The organism is Streptosporangium sp. CA-115845 (assembly GCF_050943795.1).
Lineage (GTDB): Bacteria > Actinomycetota > Actinomycetes > Streptosporangiales > Streptosporangiaceae > Streptosporangium.
Genome location: NZ_CP191988.1, coordinates 1,436,516 through 1,452,753 on the forward strand (window position 1 = coordinate 1,436,516; position 16,238 = coordinate 1,452,753).

General features: G+C 66.6%; 13 protein-coding genes. 10 read left to right on the top strand and 3 right to left on the bottom strand.

The genetic code is table 11. The annotated features are described in order from the left end of the window. Positions 1-72 precede the first annotated feature (72 nt). From ACQP0P_RS08970 to ACQP0P_RS09000, 7 genes are all read left to right on the top strand, one after another. Positions 73-1,197 (top strand): DNRLRE domain-containing protein, encoded by a 1,125-nt coding sequence (locus ACQP0P_RS08970; protein ID WP_433373417.1) that lies wholly within the window; start codon positions 73-75, stop codon positions 1,195-1,197. Continuing rightward, the gene (locus ACQP0P_RS08975; RefSeq protein WP_433373420.1) at positions 1,118-3,058 is read left to right on the top strand and encodes a LamG-like jellyroll fold domain-containing protein; all 1,941 of its coding nucleotides are present in this window, start codon (positions 1,118-1,120) and stop codon (positions 3,056-3,058) included. Before ACQP0P_RS08970 ends, ACQP0P_RS08975 begins: the two co-directional genes overlap by 80 nt. Positions 3,059-3,254: 196 nt before the next feature. Next, a complete protein-coding gene (locus ACQP0P_RS08980; protein WP_433373422.1) occupies positions 3,255-3,842 on the top strand; it encodes an SMI1/KNR4 family protein in 588 nt (195 codons plus the stop codon). A gap of 232 nt (positions 3,843-4,074) precedes the next feature. After that, a complete protein-coding gene (locus ACQP0P_RS08985) occupies positions 4,075-4,725 on the top strand; it encodes a major capsid protein (RefSeq protein WP_433373425.1) in 651 nt (216 codons plus the stop codon). Positions 4,726-5,251: 526 nt separating this feature from the next. Next, positions 5,252-6,769, top strand: coding sequence for a serine/threonine-protein kinase (locus tag ACQP0P_RS08990; protein ID WP_433373427.1), 1,518 nt, complete (start codon positions 5,252-5,254; stop codon positions 6,767-6,769). 188 nt (positions 6,770-6,957) lie between these two features. Next, a complete protein-coding gene (locus ACQP0P_RS08995) occupies positions 6,958-7,614 on the top strand; it encodes an HNH endonuclease family protein (RefSeq protein ID WP_433373430.1) in 657 nt (218 codons plus the stop codon). A 250-nt stretch (positions 7,615-7,864) separates the two neighbouring features. Then, positions 7,865-8,194 (top strand): hypothetical protein, encoded by a 330-nt coding sequence (locus ACQP0P_RS09000; protein ID WP_433373433.1) that lies wholly within the window; start codon positions 7,865-7,867, stop codon positions 8,192-8,194. A 48-nt stretch (positions 8,195-8,242) separates the two neighbouring features. Here the strand turns inward: ACQP0P_RS09000 and ACQP0P_RS09005 are convergent, their stop codons facing one another. Both ACQP0P_RS09005 and ACQP0P_RS09010 read right to left on the bottom strand, forming a co-directional pair. After that, positions 8,243-9,205, bottom strand: a complete 963-nt coding sequence (locus tag ACQP0P_RS09005) for a serine hydrolase (protein WP_433373435.1) — start codon at positions 9,203-9,205, stop codon at positions 8,243-8,245. 155 nt (positions 9,206-9,360) lie between these two features. After that, positions 9,361-9,705, bottom strand: coding sequence for a hypothetical protein (locus tag ACQP0P_RS09010; RefSeq protein ID WP_433373438.1), 345 nt, complete (start codon positions 9,703-9,705; stop codon positions 9,361-9,363). A gap of 220 nt (positions 9,706-9,925) precedes the next feature. Here ACQP0P_RS09010 and ACQP0P_RS09015 point away from each other — a divergent pair, with 220 nt between their 5' ends. Beyond that, positions 9,926-10,711, top strand: a complete 786-nt coding sequence (locus ACQP0P_RS09015; RefSeq protein ID WP_433373440.1) for a hypothetical protein — start codon at positions 9,926-9,928, stop codon at positions 10,709-10,711. Between the two features lie 161 nt (positions 10,712-10,872). Here the strand turns inward: ACQP0P_RS09015 and ACQP0P_RS09020 are convergent, their stop codons facing one another. Continuing rightward, positions 10,873-13,863: a galactose-binding domain-containing protein gene (locus ACQP0P_RS09020; protein WP_433373443.1), complete on the bottom strand. Its 2,991-nt coding sequence runs from the start codon at positions 13,861-13,863 to the stop codon at positions 10,873-10,875. 333 nt (positions 13,864-14,196) lie between these two features. Here ACQP0P_RS09020 and ACQP0P_RS09025 point away from each other — a divergent pair, with 333 nt between their 5' ends. Both ACQP0P_RS09025 and ACQP0P_RS09030 read left to right on the top strand, forming a co-directional pair. Continuing rightward, entirely contained in the window at positions 14,197-15,549 is a 1,353-nt protein-coding gene (locus ACQP0P_RS09025) for a DUF1996 domain-containing protein (protein ID WP_433373446.1), read from the top strand. A gap of 68 nt (positions 15,550-15,617) precedes the next feature. Continuing rightward, complete coding sequence (locus tag ACQP0P_RS09030; RefSeq protein ID WP_433373449.1) at positions 15,618-16,223, top strand: DUF305 domain-containing protein; 606 nt, start codon at positions 15,618-15,620, stop codon at positions 16,221-16,223. Positions 16,224-16,238 lie beyond the last annotated feature (15 nt).

A 16,238-nucleotide genomic window follows, 5' to 3' on the forward strand; every position in this document is an offset into this window, starting at 1 on the left:
CGTGACGCCAGAGCTCCGAGGGAACAGTGCCAACCGATCCAAGATCATCATGAGTCATGGCTGTCTAGTCCCATGAGATGCCTGACCGGCGCCTGGGATGAGAACAACCTGTACTGGGCCAACAAGCCGCCCTCCACCACCGAGGACGCCCAGATCAACAGGGCGGCGATCAACGAGAGCTGCGCTACCTGGCCCGGCCCGATGGACTGGAACGTCACCGGCATCGCCCAGGACTGGGCCGCCGGCGCGGCCAACCACGGCCTGGTGCTGCAGCACCCGAACGAGACCAACACCAACGACAACTACCGGGTGTTCACCTCCGCCGAGGACACCGACTTCGCCACCCCGCCCACGCTGACCGTCACCACCACCGGCCCCGCCTCGGCGCCCACTGTCAGCGGCCTGGCCATCACCCCGGCGCAGGCGGCTGGTGGGGTCACCACGGTCACCTCGCTCACCCCGCAACTCGCAGCCACCCGACACCATCGGCGGCACCCTAACCGGCCAGTTCGAAATCGAGCACGACCCGGCCGCCACGGGGCAGGGCACCGGCCAGATCTAGGCCGCCACCTCGGCGGCCGTGGCCTCCGGCAGCCAGGCCACGGTCACCGTCCCCGCGGCGAAGTTGACCGACGGGTGGAAGGTCAGGTGGCGGGCCCGCGCGGCCAACACCGCCGCGTCGACCACGTCGGCGTGGTCGGCCTGGCAAATAGCGACCGTGGACGTACCCAACCCGACGGTGAGCACCTTGCAGGTCACCCCCTCACAGCAGGTGAACGGTGTCACCATGACCACCAGCCTGACCCCGGCCCTGCACGCCACGGTCACCGACCCGGCCACCCAGCCGCTGCACGCCGAGGTCGAACTCGAACACGACCCGGCCGCTCCCGCCGGGCAGGGAAGCGGCCAGATCTGGGCCGGCGGCGTGGACAACGTCGCCTCCGGCGGCCAGGCCAGCCTCGCCGTTCCGGCAGGGAAGCTGACCGACGGCTGGCAGGTCCGCTGGCGCGCCCGCGCGGTTGGCGCGGACTCTGCATCGGCCTGGTCGGACTGGCAGGACGGCATCGTCCAACTGATCAAGCCTGGGCAGGAGCCTCTCGCGCAAACGAGCGGACCCGTGATCCGCACCGGCCAGAGCTTCACCGTTTCCGATCGGCTTCGGTGGAACGACAAGGACGGCACATACACCGTCCTTGAGCAGAAGGGCACCGGGCAAGCGCCGTTCCGGCTCGGCAACGACTCCGAGCAAGGACTGGTCTTCACCTTCACGGACGCCGACGACTCCGGTGCCGTGGTCGAGGGAGTCCGGTCCGGTAGCGAAGCTCCGGCAAATGAATGGTTCCACCTCGCGGGTACCTACGATGCGGCGGCGAAGACAGCCGTGCTGTATCTCAACGGCACCCAGATTGGCACCGCTCAGCTGACCTCCTCTGCGTGGAATGCTGACGCGCCCATGCGGCTCGGCGCGAGCATGCTCGGCGCCGTCGACGAGGTCGAGGTGTATCAGCGAGCGCTGAGCAGCGCCGATGTCAGCGACTTGTACGCCCGCAGCGTCACCGTCGCGGCTCCGCAGAGTCTCCGACCTGGCCAGACCAATACAGCCAAGGCAGCAACAACTGCGGACATACCCGTCTACAACTTCGATTACGAGCACATCGACCTGCAGGACTGCAAAGACACAACCTTCATCGAGAAGCACAAAACCGCCCGCATCCAGGAGAAGCCCTACCTCTCCTGCTGGTCGGCTTATCTCTACGTTCAGGACTTCGAAGAAGACCCGATCACCAGGACGCTGCGGAAGGCGGCATCGAGTGGCAACATCGTCAAGCAACTGATAAAAGAGTTCGGCAGCGCGATCTTCGACGATGACGACCGGTTCAGATTCAGGGCCACCTGGGTCATCCACAGCTATCTCGGCGACTCGACCGGCAACAATATCGTCAGGCCGGCAGGTGACCTGAAACCGCAGGACATGAAGGTCTTCGTGCGGCTCGACGAAATGGCGGTCGAGGACTCGAGCGGCCGGGTCAAGTTGTCGTCGGCCGAACTGAGGGGTCTGGACATCGGATTGCAGATGCAGGCTTTCCCGGACTCGATATGGGGCAAGGAATGCAAAGTACGGAGCGGAACCGAGCAAACCAAGGATGTCTCCGAGTGGTACACGAAGCCCGACTCCGAGTTCATTATCCGGGCGATGACGCCTGACGACCCGACAAAGAACAACTGGTGCACGATCCTGCCTCAGGTCTACATTTTCGACGATGTGTTGTTCCCGACGCGGTTCAATTTGTGGAGCCGGATAGTCAAGGACGAGAATGGTGACGACCGCGGCGTCCGGCGGAAGGGCGACACCCTCACAGACGGGTTGCAGGACACGGCGCCAACGTTCCGCTGCGACTGGAAAAGGTTCGGCTTCCAGAAGGCGGATGTACACATCGGAGGATGCGTCAACTACGCAGCCAGCCGGGTCTTCGCAATGTCGAAGAGCAAGGATACCCGGTTCCCCGAAGTCACCAAGCACATTGAGGAGGCACTGGATCCGAAGACGAACGCAGCCACGTTCCCGCCGCTGCGGGACGGACATGACTGGGGCGAACCCTCGTATCCACCCGCAAAAAACCCCACAAACGGAAAAAGCAAGGAAATCCCGGGGAACTGGGCCGATCCGGAAAGCGACCCTCTGGTGCGCACCGCCTCGGAGGCCGAAACTGCGCAGAACCGTCGTTACTTCTCCAATCGAGAGCTGATGCTGGACTCCGGGACTTCCGCCAAATGGTTCTGGCCGCAGACGTTCGGCACGAACTACTGCAAGTACTACATGCCGGATAAGTATCTGCCACCGTGGCAGACCGGTGGTATTCCTCGGGGGAACGGCAACTCGTGCGACGAGTATCCTTTCGCCAGCACCGTGCAAGGGGCTGCGCAGGCCGAGGGTCATTTCTCGGTGCGCGCCGTCAATCATCAGCAGAATATAGACCATGGCCATGTGCTGCGATCGTTCTACGCGCATTACCGGATCGGGGCGGACAACCAGTTCTGGGTGTCGATTGAACCCTAGCTCGTAGTTAAGTTCCCGTAGTTAAGTGAGGGAGGGCCTCATGGCGGCCCTCCCTCACTCCCGGATTGCTCGCTGTCATGAGCCCGCGCACTCAAGAACGGGCCGAAAACGGCAGTTGATCAGCCATTTTCGCGGTCTCGGCCGATAGATCCCCCGGCGGACCCGTCTTGATTGCATTTCCGGTAAAATATGCCCTGTGAATAATTCGGACACTCCCCGCCCCCCTTGGACTGATCGTCTCCGCACCATCTACGCCGGGCCGGACGCCCTCCCGCATCCGCCTGATTGGCTGGGCATGAATCCCGCAAGCGAAGCCGAGATCCTCCAGCAGGAGGAGCGTCTTGGCCGCCGCCTGCCACCGAGTTACCGGGAGTTCCTTCAGGTGAGCAACGGCTGGGACGAAAACTCCATCACCAGCCTCCACCTGCTGCCCATAGCCGAGGTCGGCTGGACTCGCGACGTCAACCCGCATCTTGCGCACTCATGGGGCCCCCCGCCGGATTCCCCGATTCCGGAGTTGCCCGACGATTATTTCTTCGACTACGACGCGCCCCAGGACCAAGATTACTTCGAGGTCGGAGACTACCTTCCGCATACGCTGTACGTTTCCGAAGATGTCGAGGGCAGTGTCTACCTGCTCAACCCGTACATCGTCACCTCCGGCGGTGAGTGGGAGGCATGGTATCTCGACACCACATACATGCTCGGCGCGACTCGCTTCCGGTCATTCTGGCATTTGATGGACGACGCGTTCCGCCGCTACACGGGTGAAAGCCTGAGGTGACTCGGCTGGTTGCACGCCTATCGCGCAAGCCGCGCGTCCCGGCGCATGCGGGGATGGGTCCTGTCCAAGCATCGCAGCCGAATCCGCTGGCCGAGAACTGGCAGATCTCCTGACCGCTCAACACCGCCACACGGTAGGGCACTGACCTTGACCGCTGTCGGACGCTAGGATATGCATGATCGCTGGTTGTGGGCCGGATCTCCTAGAGATGATCACAGGAGACCACCGGCCCATGGACCCGTTTGAGCTTCCCGACGACATCGCGATCCTCAATGACACTGAGCTGTCCGCCCTGCTCGACGGTGCGGTTGCCGCGGCCGACGCTGGCGACGATGCCGAGCCGGTCGTGGAGGCGGAGGCGGAGCCGCAGGTGACCGCATCCGCGAACCTCCCGGCCAGGCGGCCGGCCTTGGACCTGTCCAGCGTGCGGCGCCGCCAGCCGCGGGTGCTTCCGGCCGCGCCGCCGCCCAGCCCAGAGATCACCGCGTCCGTGGACGTGCCCGGCTACCAACCCGGCCAGCCGCTCGACATGGACGGTGTGACAGAAGGCATCATCCGACGCGCCAACGCGTTGAAAACGGCTGGTGGTGGCGTCGGCCTCACCGCGTCGTACCGGCTGCCGTTCGCCAACGAACTCATCATCAACGACTCTTCCTCCGGCACCGAGGGCACTCGCGCCGTCATCCTCGCCAGCGACCAGAGCCGCCTGCCGGAGCGGAACCTGGTGGCGTCCGGAGGCTGGTGTGCCCCGTCGGAAACGGTGTACGAGCTGGCGCAGGCTGCCTGGCCCGAGATGCTGTGGGACGCCCCCGAGATTCAGCTCTCCCGTGGCGGCCTGCGCTACTTCCCGATCCCGTCGCTCGCCCTACTCGTGCCATGTTAGGAACTTCATCCCCGTGTGTCCCGCTTGAGCTTGGCACAGAGGGTGGGCATCGTCACGGGCGCCTCCAAGCTTCTGCTCTGTTCCGTCGCTGTTCCGTGGGAGCACCAAAAACAGCGAGAAGTGATGCGAGGCGCCCACAAGCGTAATCCCTGCTCATCCCCATGATCGAGTTGTTTTCGCAGGTGGCCTGATCACACATCGGAGATCACCCAGATCTACGAGGGCACCAATCAGATCCAGCGCCTGGTGATGGCCCGCCGGCTCCTCAAGTAACTCCTGAAGTGCACGAACCCCGCCTCGTCTCTTCAGGGGCGGGGTTCGCTGTCTCCTGGTTTCGACGCTGGACGATCACTGTTCCCTGAAAGACGGCGCGCGGCCGGAAGGTGCGCTCGCCGATGAAGAGCAGCGGCGCGCCGGGAGTGCCCGGTCGGCACAGCGCTCCGGCTGGTTCTAGGCATGATCCCGCCCATGACGGCGCCTCGCCGGCGGTCTGGTGGGGGAATGAAAGGCGCACTAAGGTCATTTCGTGCTGCCTCTCGCGTCTGCGGATCCGGTTCAGATCAACGCCTTCCGGCTGAGCGGTGTACTCGGCCGAGGCGGGCAGGGGTCGGTGTATCTGGGGCAGGACGCCGCGGGGGCGAAGGTCGCGGTGAAGGTGCTGCACGCGCAGATGGAGGATGCGGAGACGCACCGGTGGTTCATCCGGGAGGTGGAGGCGGCGCGGCGGGTGGCGCCGTTCTGCACGGCCCGGGTGCTGGACGTCGGGGTCGCCGACGGCCGACCGTACATCGTGAGCGAGTTCATCACCGGGCCCTCGCTGGACCGGCTGGTGAGAGGCGAGGGGGTGCGGTTCGGCAGCGGGCTGGAACGGCTGGCGGTGACCACCTTGACCGCGCTGGCCGCCATCCACCGGGCCGGGATCGTGCACCGGGACTTCAAGCCGAACAATGTGATCATGGGGGCCGAGGGGCCGGTCGTGATCGACTTCGGGATCGCCAGGGCGCTGGATCAGACCGCCACCAGCAGTGTGATGGGGACGCCCGCGTTCATGGCGCCCGAGCAGTTCGCGGGCGGGGCGGTCGGGTCGGCGGCGGATCTGTTCAGCTGGGCCGGCACGATGGTGTTCGCGGCTACCGGGCAGCAGGCGTTCAAGGGGGACACGATGCCCGCCATGATGCACGCCATCCTGACCACCGAACCGGATCTGTCCGAGGTGCCGGAGGGGTTGCGGCCGCTGCTCGCGCGCTGCCTGGCCAAGGACCCCAAGGCGCGGCCCGGCACCGAGGAACTGCTGGGCCTGCTGACAGGGCAGGGAGCGGGGGCCGTGGCCGGATCGCGGCCCGTGCCGGACCGTCCGGCGCCCCCGCCGTCCGGGACGTTGCTGCTGTCCAACTCGGAATCGCAGGCGCCGGGGAGCCGGGCTCACTCCGCTGCCCCGCAGCTGATCGCCTCCGTGGTGGCGTTGGTCCTGATGGTCCTGCTGGCACTGACCCTGTTCGCCCAGGGTTTGGACTTCCTCGCGGGGTGGGTCTTCGAGCAGCACAGGTACCTCCTGAGCCTGCCCGCCTGGATCATGATCAGCATGGGCTGCCTGATCCCGGTGGTTCCCGCCTTCTGCGTGGCGGTGCGGCGGCACAATGTGGCCGCGGCGATCAGTATGGCGCTCGTGATCCCACTGGCCCTGGTCTTCCTGTTCTGGGGGTTCGTCCTGGGCAGCGAGGACGATTTGCCCGAGGTGCTGCTCGCGATCGTCCCCGCCGTCCTGCTGGGCGTGGTGATCGCGGCGGCCGCACTCCTGCTGTGGCGGCTGAACGCCTTCATCGCGGTGCTCGGCGGGATCGGCGGCCCGCTGATGTCGGTGGAGACCGTCGGTCACTTCGTGGACCTGATGCCGGGGTCGCCGGGGCGTACCTTCAAGGCCCTGATGATCGTGGTCCTCCTGCTCACCAGGTTCACGCTCGGTGCCTGGCTTGTGCTGCTGGGCGGCATGCTCACGCTGCGGGCCGTACAGGACAGAAGAACATCAGGTCGCGGGCGCGGCTGAAGACCGCTTTCCGGCCCGTACGGCTTGCACGGGTAGTGGCGGCACTTGGTGCTCGTCGCGACCTGTGGTCGCCTCGGCTACCGACCGGCCGAGGAACCCCACACCGGCAGGTCGCCCGTCAGAAGCGCCCAGGCCAGGTCCGGCCGTTCCTGTCGGCTGCCGGGTTGTCGTTGGGTATAGGTAAAGCCATGATCTTCCTGAGGCGGGCAGCCCACGTCGCCGTACTCACCCTCGTGCTCATCCCGATCACCTCCGCCCTCACCACCCCACAGGCGGCGGCCGAACCGCGCAAGCGATCACAGGCGGAGGCCACGGCCCTCGCCCGGCGCATGCTGGCTCAGCTCAAGGTCGCCAGGGCCCTTTCCATCCGGGGCTACAGCCGCGAGCGGTTCCAATCCCGATCGGCGCACCGCACGGGCAGGTGCAGCACGCGGGAGATGGTCCTGGCCCGCGACGGGCGGAACGTACGCCGTAACGCGGTCTGCCACCCGGTCAAGGGGCTCTGGTACAGCCCGTACGACGGCAAGTGGCTGAAGAGCGAGAAGTACGTGGACGTCGACCACCTGGTGCCGCTCGCCTATGCCTGGCGCTCGGGCGCCAAACGATGGAGCCAGGCCAAGCGGCGCGCCTTCGCCAACGACCTGACCCGTCCCGAACTGCTCACCGTCAGCCACTCCGCCAACATCGCCAAAGGCGGCAAAGGCCCGCAGGGCTGGCGCCCGCAACGCCGCGCCCACTGGTGCCGGTACGCGACCTCATGGATCACCGTGAAGCACCACTACCGGCTCTTCGTGACCCGCAAGGAGAAGGTGGCCTTGCTCAACATGCTTCGCACCTGCCGGTGATCCTCCCTGGAGCACGTCGGTGAAGATGCCGATGGCCGCCACCTGCCCAGTCACCGTTGACGTTGGTCGCGGCCATGCGGCCGCCATCGCGGGTGCCGTAGGCGTACGACCAAGGTTTCCTCCCTACCGTGAACAACCGGCTCTCCGTGCCGCGTCTTCGGTGCAGGAGAACCGCCCGGCCGCGGAAGCCGGGCGGTGATTTCATGAACCCGCTGAAGATCGAATGATGCCCGTCCGGCATCATTACGGTGTGATCGAGACGCCTGACACCGGCTGGTACACGGTTCGATGTGTTTTCCGCTGGGGGGCGCCACACGACACCTACGAGGAACGGGTCACCCTGTGGCGCGCCGGTTCGTTTGACGAGGCCATTGTCATGGCGGAACGTGAGGCCGCGAGATACGCCACCGGTACCGCGTTCGAGTATCTGGGGTTGGCGCAGGCGTACCGGCTGTCAGACGACGTGATCGAGCCGGGCACGGAGGTCTTCTCCCTCCTCCGGGACAGCGATCTCGAACCGGAGGAGTATCTCAGCACCTTCTTCGACACGGGTGACGAGCGGCAGGAACAGGCCTCGTAGGGCCGCGCTTGAATTGTCCTTTATCGTCGTCCAGACGATGGATTGGTTTCATGGGACCTCAGAGCCAGGAGCCTTCCTGCTGATCTGGTCGACAGCGAGGGCGGCGGCGGTGCCGATAACCGTGTTGATCTCGTTCTCATTGATCCAGGGCCGGTGTGCTCGTGTGAAGACTGCGGCCGCGTAGCGGTGCCCGTCTGTCCTCTCCAGGACTCCGATCTCGTTGCGGATCACTCCGAACAGGCTTCCGCTCTTGGCCGCGACGCGGACGTCACGTTGAAAGCCCATCGCCAGGCGATTCTTGGTCACCTGCTGAGCCATCAGTTGGCGGACCTGGGCGCACGCCTCAGCGGGGCCGGCCTCGTCGCGCCAGATCAGGCGCAGCAACCGGGCCATCTCCCTGGCGGTCGTGCGGATCGCATGTTCGGGTTGCATGGCCCGGGAGGACCACAGCCGTTCCTGCAGGTCCTGGGATTCATCGGCCGAGCGTGCTGTGGCCGTTGCGTGAGTCAGTTCTGCCCAGTCGGTAAATCTCGCGTCCTGGCCTATCGAGTCGAGCATGCCCTGCAGGGAGAAGGGAATCGCGGTCACCTTCAGCCCCAATTCGGTCAGGGTCGCTCGAACACGATCCAGGCCGACACGATCGATGAGGATGTCGGTGGCCGCGTTATCGCTCACGACCAGCATCATCCTGGTCAGGTCGCGTATGGAAGCGTCGACTTCGTCGGCGAAGGTGGAAAATCCTGTCGGGCCTGCTGTTCGCGCATTGGGCCTGATATGGACTCGGTCTTGTAGATCAAGGTAGCCCGCGTCGGCCTGTCGGAAGACTTCCACGGCTATGGCGACCTTGAAGACCGAGGCAGCCACTACCAGGTCATCGCCGCCGACGTGTACTTCCGCGGTGTCGTCTATGTCCAGGACACATAGCCATCCATCGCAACCGGCATCTGCAAAGAGCTTTTGAATCGCCTTACTGACCACATGATCACCCTGGCAGGGCATGGTGAATTGCACCAGGTCGGCGTGTCATGAAGATTGTTCCACCAGCCGCAGGTACGAGCGTCAACTTGGTTCTGCGCGGATGAGCGGTGCAGGTTGCCATCCGGTCTCCTGGCGAGCGTGCCCGTCACGACCGGTCGGTGAGCTCGAGCCGCGTCATGGATTCCAGGTCAGCCCGGAGAGGAACTCGCCTTGGGCGACGGAGGGGTTTTCGAGTGCTCGGCGCACTTGGCGTCCCACTCGGGTATGCGGAGCAGCGCGGGGTTGGCGACGCCGCTCTCGCCGCGTGTCCCGCTCGACGTGCCGGCGAAGGCCAGGCCCTCGACACAGATCCGGGCGACGTTGGGGAAATTGTCGGCGTTTCGGAAGACCTCGATGTAGTCGACATCACCGACCCTGTCAGGCGCCGCGTTCTCCTTCCCGCCACGATCGCCCAACTGGTCCGAGGAGCAACCGGTCAGCAGGAGGGCGGCGAGAACTGCTCCGGTCCAACCGGAGGCCACCAAGCGTGCCATTCGTTACTCCCTGTAAACGGCAAGAGTCTGTCGGATATCGGGCGCCGATCTTCCCGACATGGCCAGCATATCCACAGCCGATCGGCAGTGATCGATCGACGGATCTCCCATCGAGCCGGCCATGTCGACGCCATGCCGATCCTTTGGCGACGGGCTCTCTGCGGAGAGGGGGACGGTTGGACCTCATTGTTGCCGGTGTTCTGCTCTAACCTGCTTTCTCATGTTCAGACCCCCCGTGCTGCTGGCCTCGGCCCTCCTCGGCGTTCTCCTCATCTCCGGCAGTGCCGAGGCTCTCGCCTCTCCTGTCAGGGACGTGCCCGTGCTGACCGACAACAGCCTCTACCGCAGCGGCAGGATCAAATCATCGGAATGTCCTGATGGCGCGCTCAGCACCCAGAGCGTCGCGGACGCCAAGCGCACCCTCGTCGGGTTGTGGAGCTGCCTGAACGCTTCGTGGTCGGCCCATTTCAAGCGTGCCAAGCTGCCCTTCGCGCCCGCCAAGCTCGTCGTCCTCACCAAGCAGACGCAGTTCTGCGGGAAAAAGTGGCACAAGGACATCAACTCCCGTTACTGCTCCGCGACGAAGACGATGGCGATACTGGTGGACGAGGATTACTACCTGCCGACCCGCGAGATCTACCACTTCCACTACGTCGCCAGGCTCTATGGCAACCATCTGCAGTTCCTCACCGGCATCACCGATGCTTACGGCGCGTTGCCGTCCAAAAACCAGGCCGAGCGTTTCGAGCGGGTCCGGCGCTGGGCCCTGCAGGCGGACTGCCTGGGGGGAGTTTTCCTGGGAAGCGTCTGGAAGAGCGCGGGGCAGGACAGCGAGGGCTGGCCCGCGCTGCTGGAACTCGTGAAGGAGAACGGCGACTACAACTCCAAGAAAGACCGCTATTTCGCCAAGGGCAAGAACATCGTCTACTGGCTCGACCGCGGTTTCAGGAGCGGCGACCCGGGCTCCTGTAAAACCTGGGCGGTGCCCTCCTCACGCGTTGCCTGACGGTCGGGATTCGGCGCCGCAGAAGGGCTTCTGAAGGCCTTCCGCAGGGGTGCCGAGAGGAGGCGGTGACACACCGCCCGGTAAAAGACCTGGGCGGTGTGTCACTACTCGCACACGCGGCCCTGTCCAGGGCCGGACGTTGTGCGGGATCCAGCGAGGAACTAGCTGTAGACGCCGAGCTCCCAGAGGGAGTAGCCGTACGCGGTGCCGCGCTGGGTGAGGTTCACCCGGACGTACCTGGCCGACGCGGTGAGGTCGATGGAGTCGAACCCGCCGTCGCCGGTCGTGGTCGAGTAGGCGTTGCTCCAGGTCGAGCCGTTGGTCGAGGTCTGGATCTGATAGGCCTTGCCGTACGCGCCCTCCCAGCCGAGCTGGATGTGCCTGATGGCGGTGGTCGCGCCGAGGTCCACCTGGATCCACTGCGGGTCGGCCCACTCGCTGGCCCAGCGGGTGGAGAAGTTGCCGTCGGTCGCCCGGCCCGGGGTGAACGGGCCGCCGTCACCGGTCGCCTGGTAGGTGGAGGCGGTGGTCGGCTTGCCGAGCGCCACGTTGGTTCCGGCGACCGTGGGCGGGACCACGCGGAAGGAGCGCTGCTCGATGCCGGCGTTGCCGTGCCCGTCGAAGGCGTACACGTACACCTTCCACACGCCCATCTGCTCCGGTGCGGTCACCGAGAACCTGCCGGGGCCGGTCTGGGTGAACCTGACGTTGTCGAAGCCGCGGTTGCCGTTGATGTGCTTGTTGCTGAACATCAGGTTGTAGCGGATCAGATCGTTGTTCGGGTCGGAGGCGGCGACCTCGACGGTGAAGGGCTTGCCGGCCTGGACGGCGGTCTGCGAGCCGACGGTCATCGAGGTGATCTCCGGGGGCGTGTTCGCCGAGGGCTGCCCGGTGTAGGCCGCCTTGAGCGCGTGGTAGCCGTGCCGGCGCCAGCCGCCGGTGGTGGTGTTGAGCCACACCCCGCCGAAGTCGTTCTCCAGGCCGTAGTGGAACTCGGTGGCACCGAGCGCGACGCCGGTGTGGCCCTTGATCGCGTTCCAGCCGGCGGTGTACTGGTCCCGCTTCTGCAGGTCGGTCGGCTCGTTGGGCACGCCGTTGACGTCGTTCGGGACCTCCCACTCGCCGTCCGGCCCCGCCTCGGTGACGATGTAGGGCTTGGTGTACCCGCCGCTGATCCAGTCCTGCCTGACCGTGTGGATGGCGCCGTAGGAGTTGACCGCGAGCAGGTCCAGGGCGGGGGAGTGGGCCTTGTAGTAGGTCCAGGCGTGGGTGTAGGCGTCGGTGGAGGTGACCGGGTGGTTGGGGTCGGCGGCGTGGATCGCCTCCGCCACCTCGTTGACGAACTTCGCGTACGCCACCCGTCGCTGCTCGACCACGTCGGCCGGCAGGCCGTGGTCCTGCATGGTGAGGATGACCTCGTTGCCGACGTCCCACATGAGCACGCCCTGGCGGCCCTTGAGGGCGTTGACCCGGGCGACGATCTCGTTCTTCACGCTGGTCTTGTACGCGGTGTCGTTGACGTAGTCGGCGCCCTGGTTGAGCCAGTGCCCGACGATGACCTTGATGCCCTGCTGGGCGGCCCGGTCCAGCAGGGCCGGGGTGTGGGTGTCGTCGACGCCCCAGGTACGGATCGTGTTGACGCCCATGGCCGCAAGGTCGCGCATGTAGCCGTCGGCCGCGGCCTGCGGCGGGCCGTAGGTCAGGCCCTTGATCACATACGGCGAACCGTTCACCTGGAGCTGCCAGTTGCCCTGGGAGCCGGTCACCCTGACCGTGCTCGGGCCGGCCGGGGTCGCCGGGTCGGTCATGGCGGCCGGAGTGGTGCCGGTCTGCCTGGAGACCGATACCTTGTCCACGCTCAGCACACCGCCCGAGGTGGTGGCGGCGGTCGGCGTCGTGACGCCCGCGAGCGCGTTGGGCAGCGAGCCGCCGATGGCCAGGTCGAGGCGGAGGTAGAAGCCGTGGTGCAGGGCGGCCTTCCAGGCGGCGACGCCGACCTGGCTCTGGCGCACGATCCAGGTCTGCCTGCCGTCGAGGTAGAAGCGGATCTCCTCGTCGGTCTTGGTGCGGTCGATGACCTGGGCGTACTCGTGGTAGCCGCTCTGGCAGCCGTCGCAGGTGGCGAAACCACTGGTGCGGCCGTTGTACTCGTTGCACACTCCGTCGGGGGCGGTGCCGCAGTGCAGGGTGTTGGCCAACTGGTCGCGGCCGTTGACGCCGGTCATGATGTCGGTCTCGCCGACCGAGGGCCAGTTGTGGTAATTGCCGCGGTAGGCGGCGCCGGTCGCCCGGAAACCCGGCCAGTAGCCGAGGGCGTTCGCGACGTCGGGCTGCTTCAGCCGGGCGCTGAACCTGAGCATCTCGCCGGGCTTGGGCTCGAAGTCGGTGCGCTGGGTCTCGATCCGGCCCGAGGTCCAGTTGCCCGCGCCGTCCTTGATCGCCTTGATGTTCAGGTTGCCGGTGCCGTCGAGGAACACGTTGGCCGTCGAGGCGCTCATGGTCTCGACCTCGCCGGTGCCCCAGTTCGCGGCGCCGCCGGGGTAGGAGGTGCCGGTGCGCAGGATCCAGTCGGCGGCCGAGGGGGAGGTGCCGGCCGCTCCGTTGAAGTCGTCCTTCCACACCTCGGTCCAGGTGCCGGGCTCCTCGGAGCCGCCCGTGCTGCCGTAGATCTGGAACTCCCAGAGCGAGTAGCCGTAGCCGGTGCCGCGCGTTGTGCCGTACATCCGTACGTAGCGGCCGGTGCCGGTCACGTCCAGGGTCTGGGTGCCGCCGGTACCGGTGGTGGTCGAGTAGATGTCGGTCCAGGAGGTGCCGTTGCCGGAGACCTGGAGCTTGAACGCCTTGCCGTATGCGGTCTCCCAGGTCAGCACGGCACGGCTGATCGTCGCGGTGGCGCCGAGGTCGACCTGGAGCCACTGCGGATCGCTGAACGCGCTGGCCCACCGGGTGCCCGTCAGGTTGCCGTCGACCGCTGCCGCCGCGCCGTAGGCGGCGCCCTCGGACGACGAGGCGGTCGCCGTCCTGCCCTGTGACAGCAGGGTGTCGGCCGCCGCCGCGGGACTGACGAATGCCAGACCGGAGACGACCAGGGCCGCGAGGGCGGCGATGACCAGACCTAACCGGAATCGGCCCGAACCACGAGCTGGATGCACGATCTCTCCTCAAAAAGGGGATGCCTGCCATCAACGCGGCAGGGGGGAGAGCGCTCTCCGTAACCGAGAGTGCTACCGGAGATCGAGCGGTGTCAAGGCCCTTTTTCGTGCGAGTCCGAAACGCGCTGCTCACGCTCTGGAAACCTGCCCCCCGGCCGAGACGCCCCCGCAGAAGCCGCTGGTGCCGCACTCCGTGTGTCACGAACATGAACGACGGGTTTCGGGTTGGGTGCCATCTCGTCTTGACAATTCATAACAAAATGGATCAACCTCATAGGAGAGCGCTCTCCGTGCCGCCGTTTTCGACGGCCACCCCCCACAGAAGGAGAGGCAATGCACCCATCCCGAAGCCCAGTCAGGCTCCGCCTGGGACTGGTCGTCGCCACGCTCACCGCGCTGGTCGCGGCCGGTCTGGCGATCATCACCCCGGCCACCGCGGCGGACACCCTGCTCTCGCAGGGCCGTCCCGCGACCGCCTCCTCCACCGAGGGAGGCGGGTACGGTGCCGGGGCCGCCTTCGACGGCAACAACGGGACCCGGTGGTCCAGCGCCGCCGCCGACCCGCAGTGGCTCCAGGTGGACCTCGGTGCCACCGCGACCGTCTCCCAGGTGGTTCTCAACTGGGAGGGCGCCTACGGCAAGGCGTTCAAGATCCAGGTCTCCGGCACCGGCACGGCGCCGTGGACCGACGTCTACTCGACCACCACCGGCACCGGCGGCACCCAGACCCTCGCTGTCTCCGGCTCCGGCCGCTACGTGCGGATGTACGGCACCGCCCGGGGCACCGGCTACGGCTACTCCCTCTGGGAGTTCAAGGTGTACGGCACCGGCGGTGCCGGGACCACCCCGAGGCCGAAGCCGACGTTCACCGACGAGGTGACCCACCACGAGTTCCAGGCCAACTGCTCCTGGACGGCGGACCGGCCGGACGACCCGATCGTCTACCCCGGCCTGCCCGGTGCCTCGCACATGCACACCTTCGTCGGCAACACCACGACCAACGCGAGCAGCACGACCTCCTCGCTCCTCGGCGGCGGTACCTCGTGCACCAACCCGCACGACAGGTCGGCCTACTGGTTCCCGAGCTTCTACAAGGGCGACCAGCTGATCCGGCCGACCGGCAACCAGGTCATCTACTACAAGTCCGGCATCCTCGACTACTGGCAGGTGCAGCCCTTCCCGCAGGGCCTGCGCTTCGTCGTCGGCAGCCCGACCGCGACGCTGGCGGAGTTCCGCGACTCTCCCGGCACCGTCGAGGGCTTCGAGTGCGGCGACGTCTCCCACAGCTGGGACATCCCGACCTCCTGCGTGGCGGGCAGCCAGGTGAACGTCCGCTACCAGTCGCCGAGCTGCTGGGACGGCGTCAACCTCGACAGCCCCAACCACAAGAGCCACATGTCCTATCCCGTCGACGGTTACTGCCCGGCCGGCCACCCGGTGGCGGTGCCGATGCTGGAGTTCAAGATCGCCTTCCCCGCGAGCGGTGACCTGTCGCAGGCGCGGCTGGCCAGCGGCCGCGGTTACACCTGGCACTACGACTTCTTCAACGCCTGGGACAGCCCCGCCATCCTCGACGCCCTGGTGACCCACTGCATCAATGGTGGCCTCCAGTGCAACCCGCGTGGCTACGACCTGTACAAGCCGCATCGCGGCGCCGCCCTCACGGAGAACTTCGAGCTCCCCTGACCGCGGACGCCAGGTCCCGGCCCCGGCGGCCGGGGCCTGGTACCCGCCCCTGACACGAGAAGGTCCATATGAGGCGTGCCGGCGCGATTCTCACCCTGTTCCTCGTGTCGTTCCTCGTGTCCGGCCCGGTCGCCGGCTGCGGCGCCCACTCCCCGGCGGCCGCGCCGGGCCACCACCGTGAATCCCCGGCAGCGGTCGTCCCCACCGCCCCCGCCGCCACGCCGGCGGCCGGTTTCAACACCACGGACACCGCGTGGCTCCAGTTGATGATCCCGATGGACGAGCGGACGCTGCCCCTGCTCGACCTCGGCGCCGAACGCGGGCACGCCCCGGCGGTACGGCGGCTGGCCGCCCGGATCAGGAAGGCCCATCTGGCCGAGCTCGAACGCCTCAGGGAGATGCTGGGCCGTACCGGCCTACCCGCGACGAACGTGCACGAAGGGCATGACATGCCGGGTATGGTCACCGCCGCCGATCTGGCGGCGCTGAGGAAGGCCACCGGCCCGGCCTTCGACCGGCTCTTCGCCGACCGCCTGCGCGAGCACCTGGACCAGTCGGCCGCGGTGGCCCGCTCCGAGCAGGCCGCCGGTGCCGACGAGGGGACGAGGGCTCTGGCCGCAGCCGTCGAGCGAGCCCGCGCCGCCCAGAGCGATCTGCTCGACGGCATCCGCTGACCGGATCCCCGGGGC

Excerpts from the sequence above, each read along its gene's own strand:
- ACQP0P_RS08970 (WP_433373417.1), top strand. The coding sequence starts at position 73 with ATGAGATGCCTGACCGGCGCCTGGGATGAGAACAACCTGTACTGGGCC.
- ACQP0P_RS08985 (WP_433373425.1), top strand. The coding sequence starts at position 4,075 with ATGGACCCGTTTGAGCTTCCCGACGACATCGCGATCCTCAATGACACT.
- ACQP0P_RS08995 (WP_433373430.1), top strand. The coding sequence starts at position 6,958 with ATGATCTTCCTGAGGCGGGCAGCCCACGTCGCCGTACTCACCCTCGTG.
- ACQP0P_RS09010 (WP_433373438.1), bottom strand. The coding sequence starts at position 9,705 with ATGGCACGCTTGGTGGCCTCCGGTTGGACCGGAGCAGTTCTCGCCGCC.
- ACQP0P_RS09015 (WP_433373440.1), top strand. The coding sequence starts at position 9,926 with ATGTTCAGACCCCCCGTGCTGCTGGCCTCGGCCCTCCTCGGCGTTCTC.
- ACQP0P_RS09025 (WP_433373446.1), top strand. The coding sequence starts at position 14,197 with ATGCACCCATCCCGAAGCCCAGTCAGGCTCCGCCTGGGACTGGTCGTC.
- ACQP0P_RS09030 (WP_433373449.1), top strand. The coding sequence starts at position 15,618 with ATGAGGCGTGCCGGCGCGATTCTCACCCTGTTCCTCGTGTCGTTCCTC.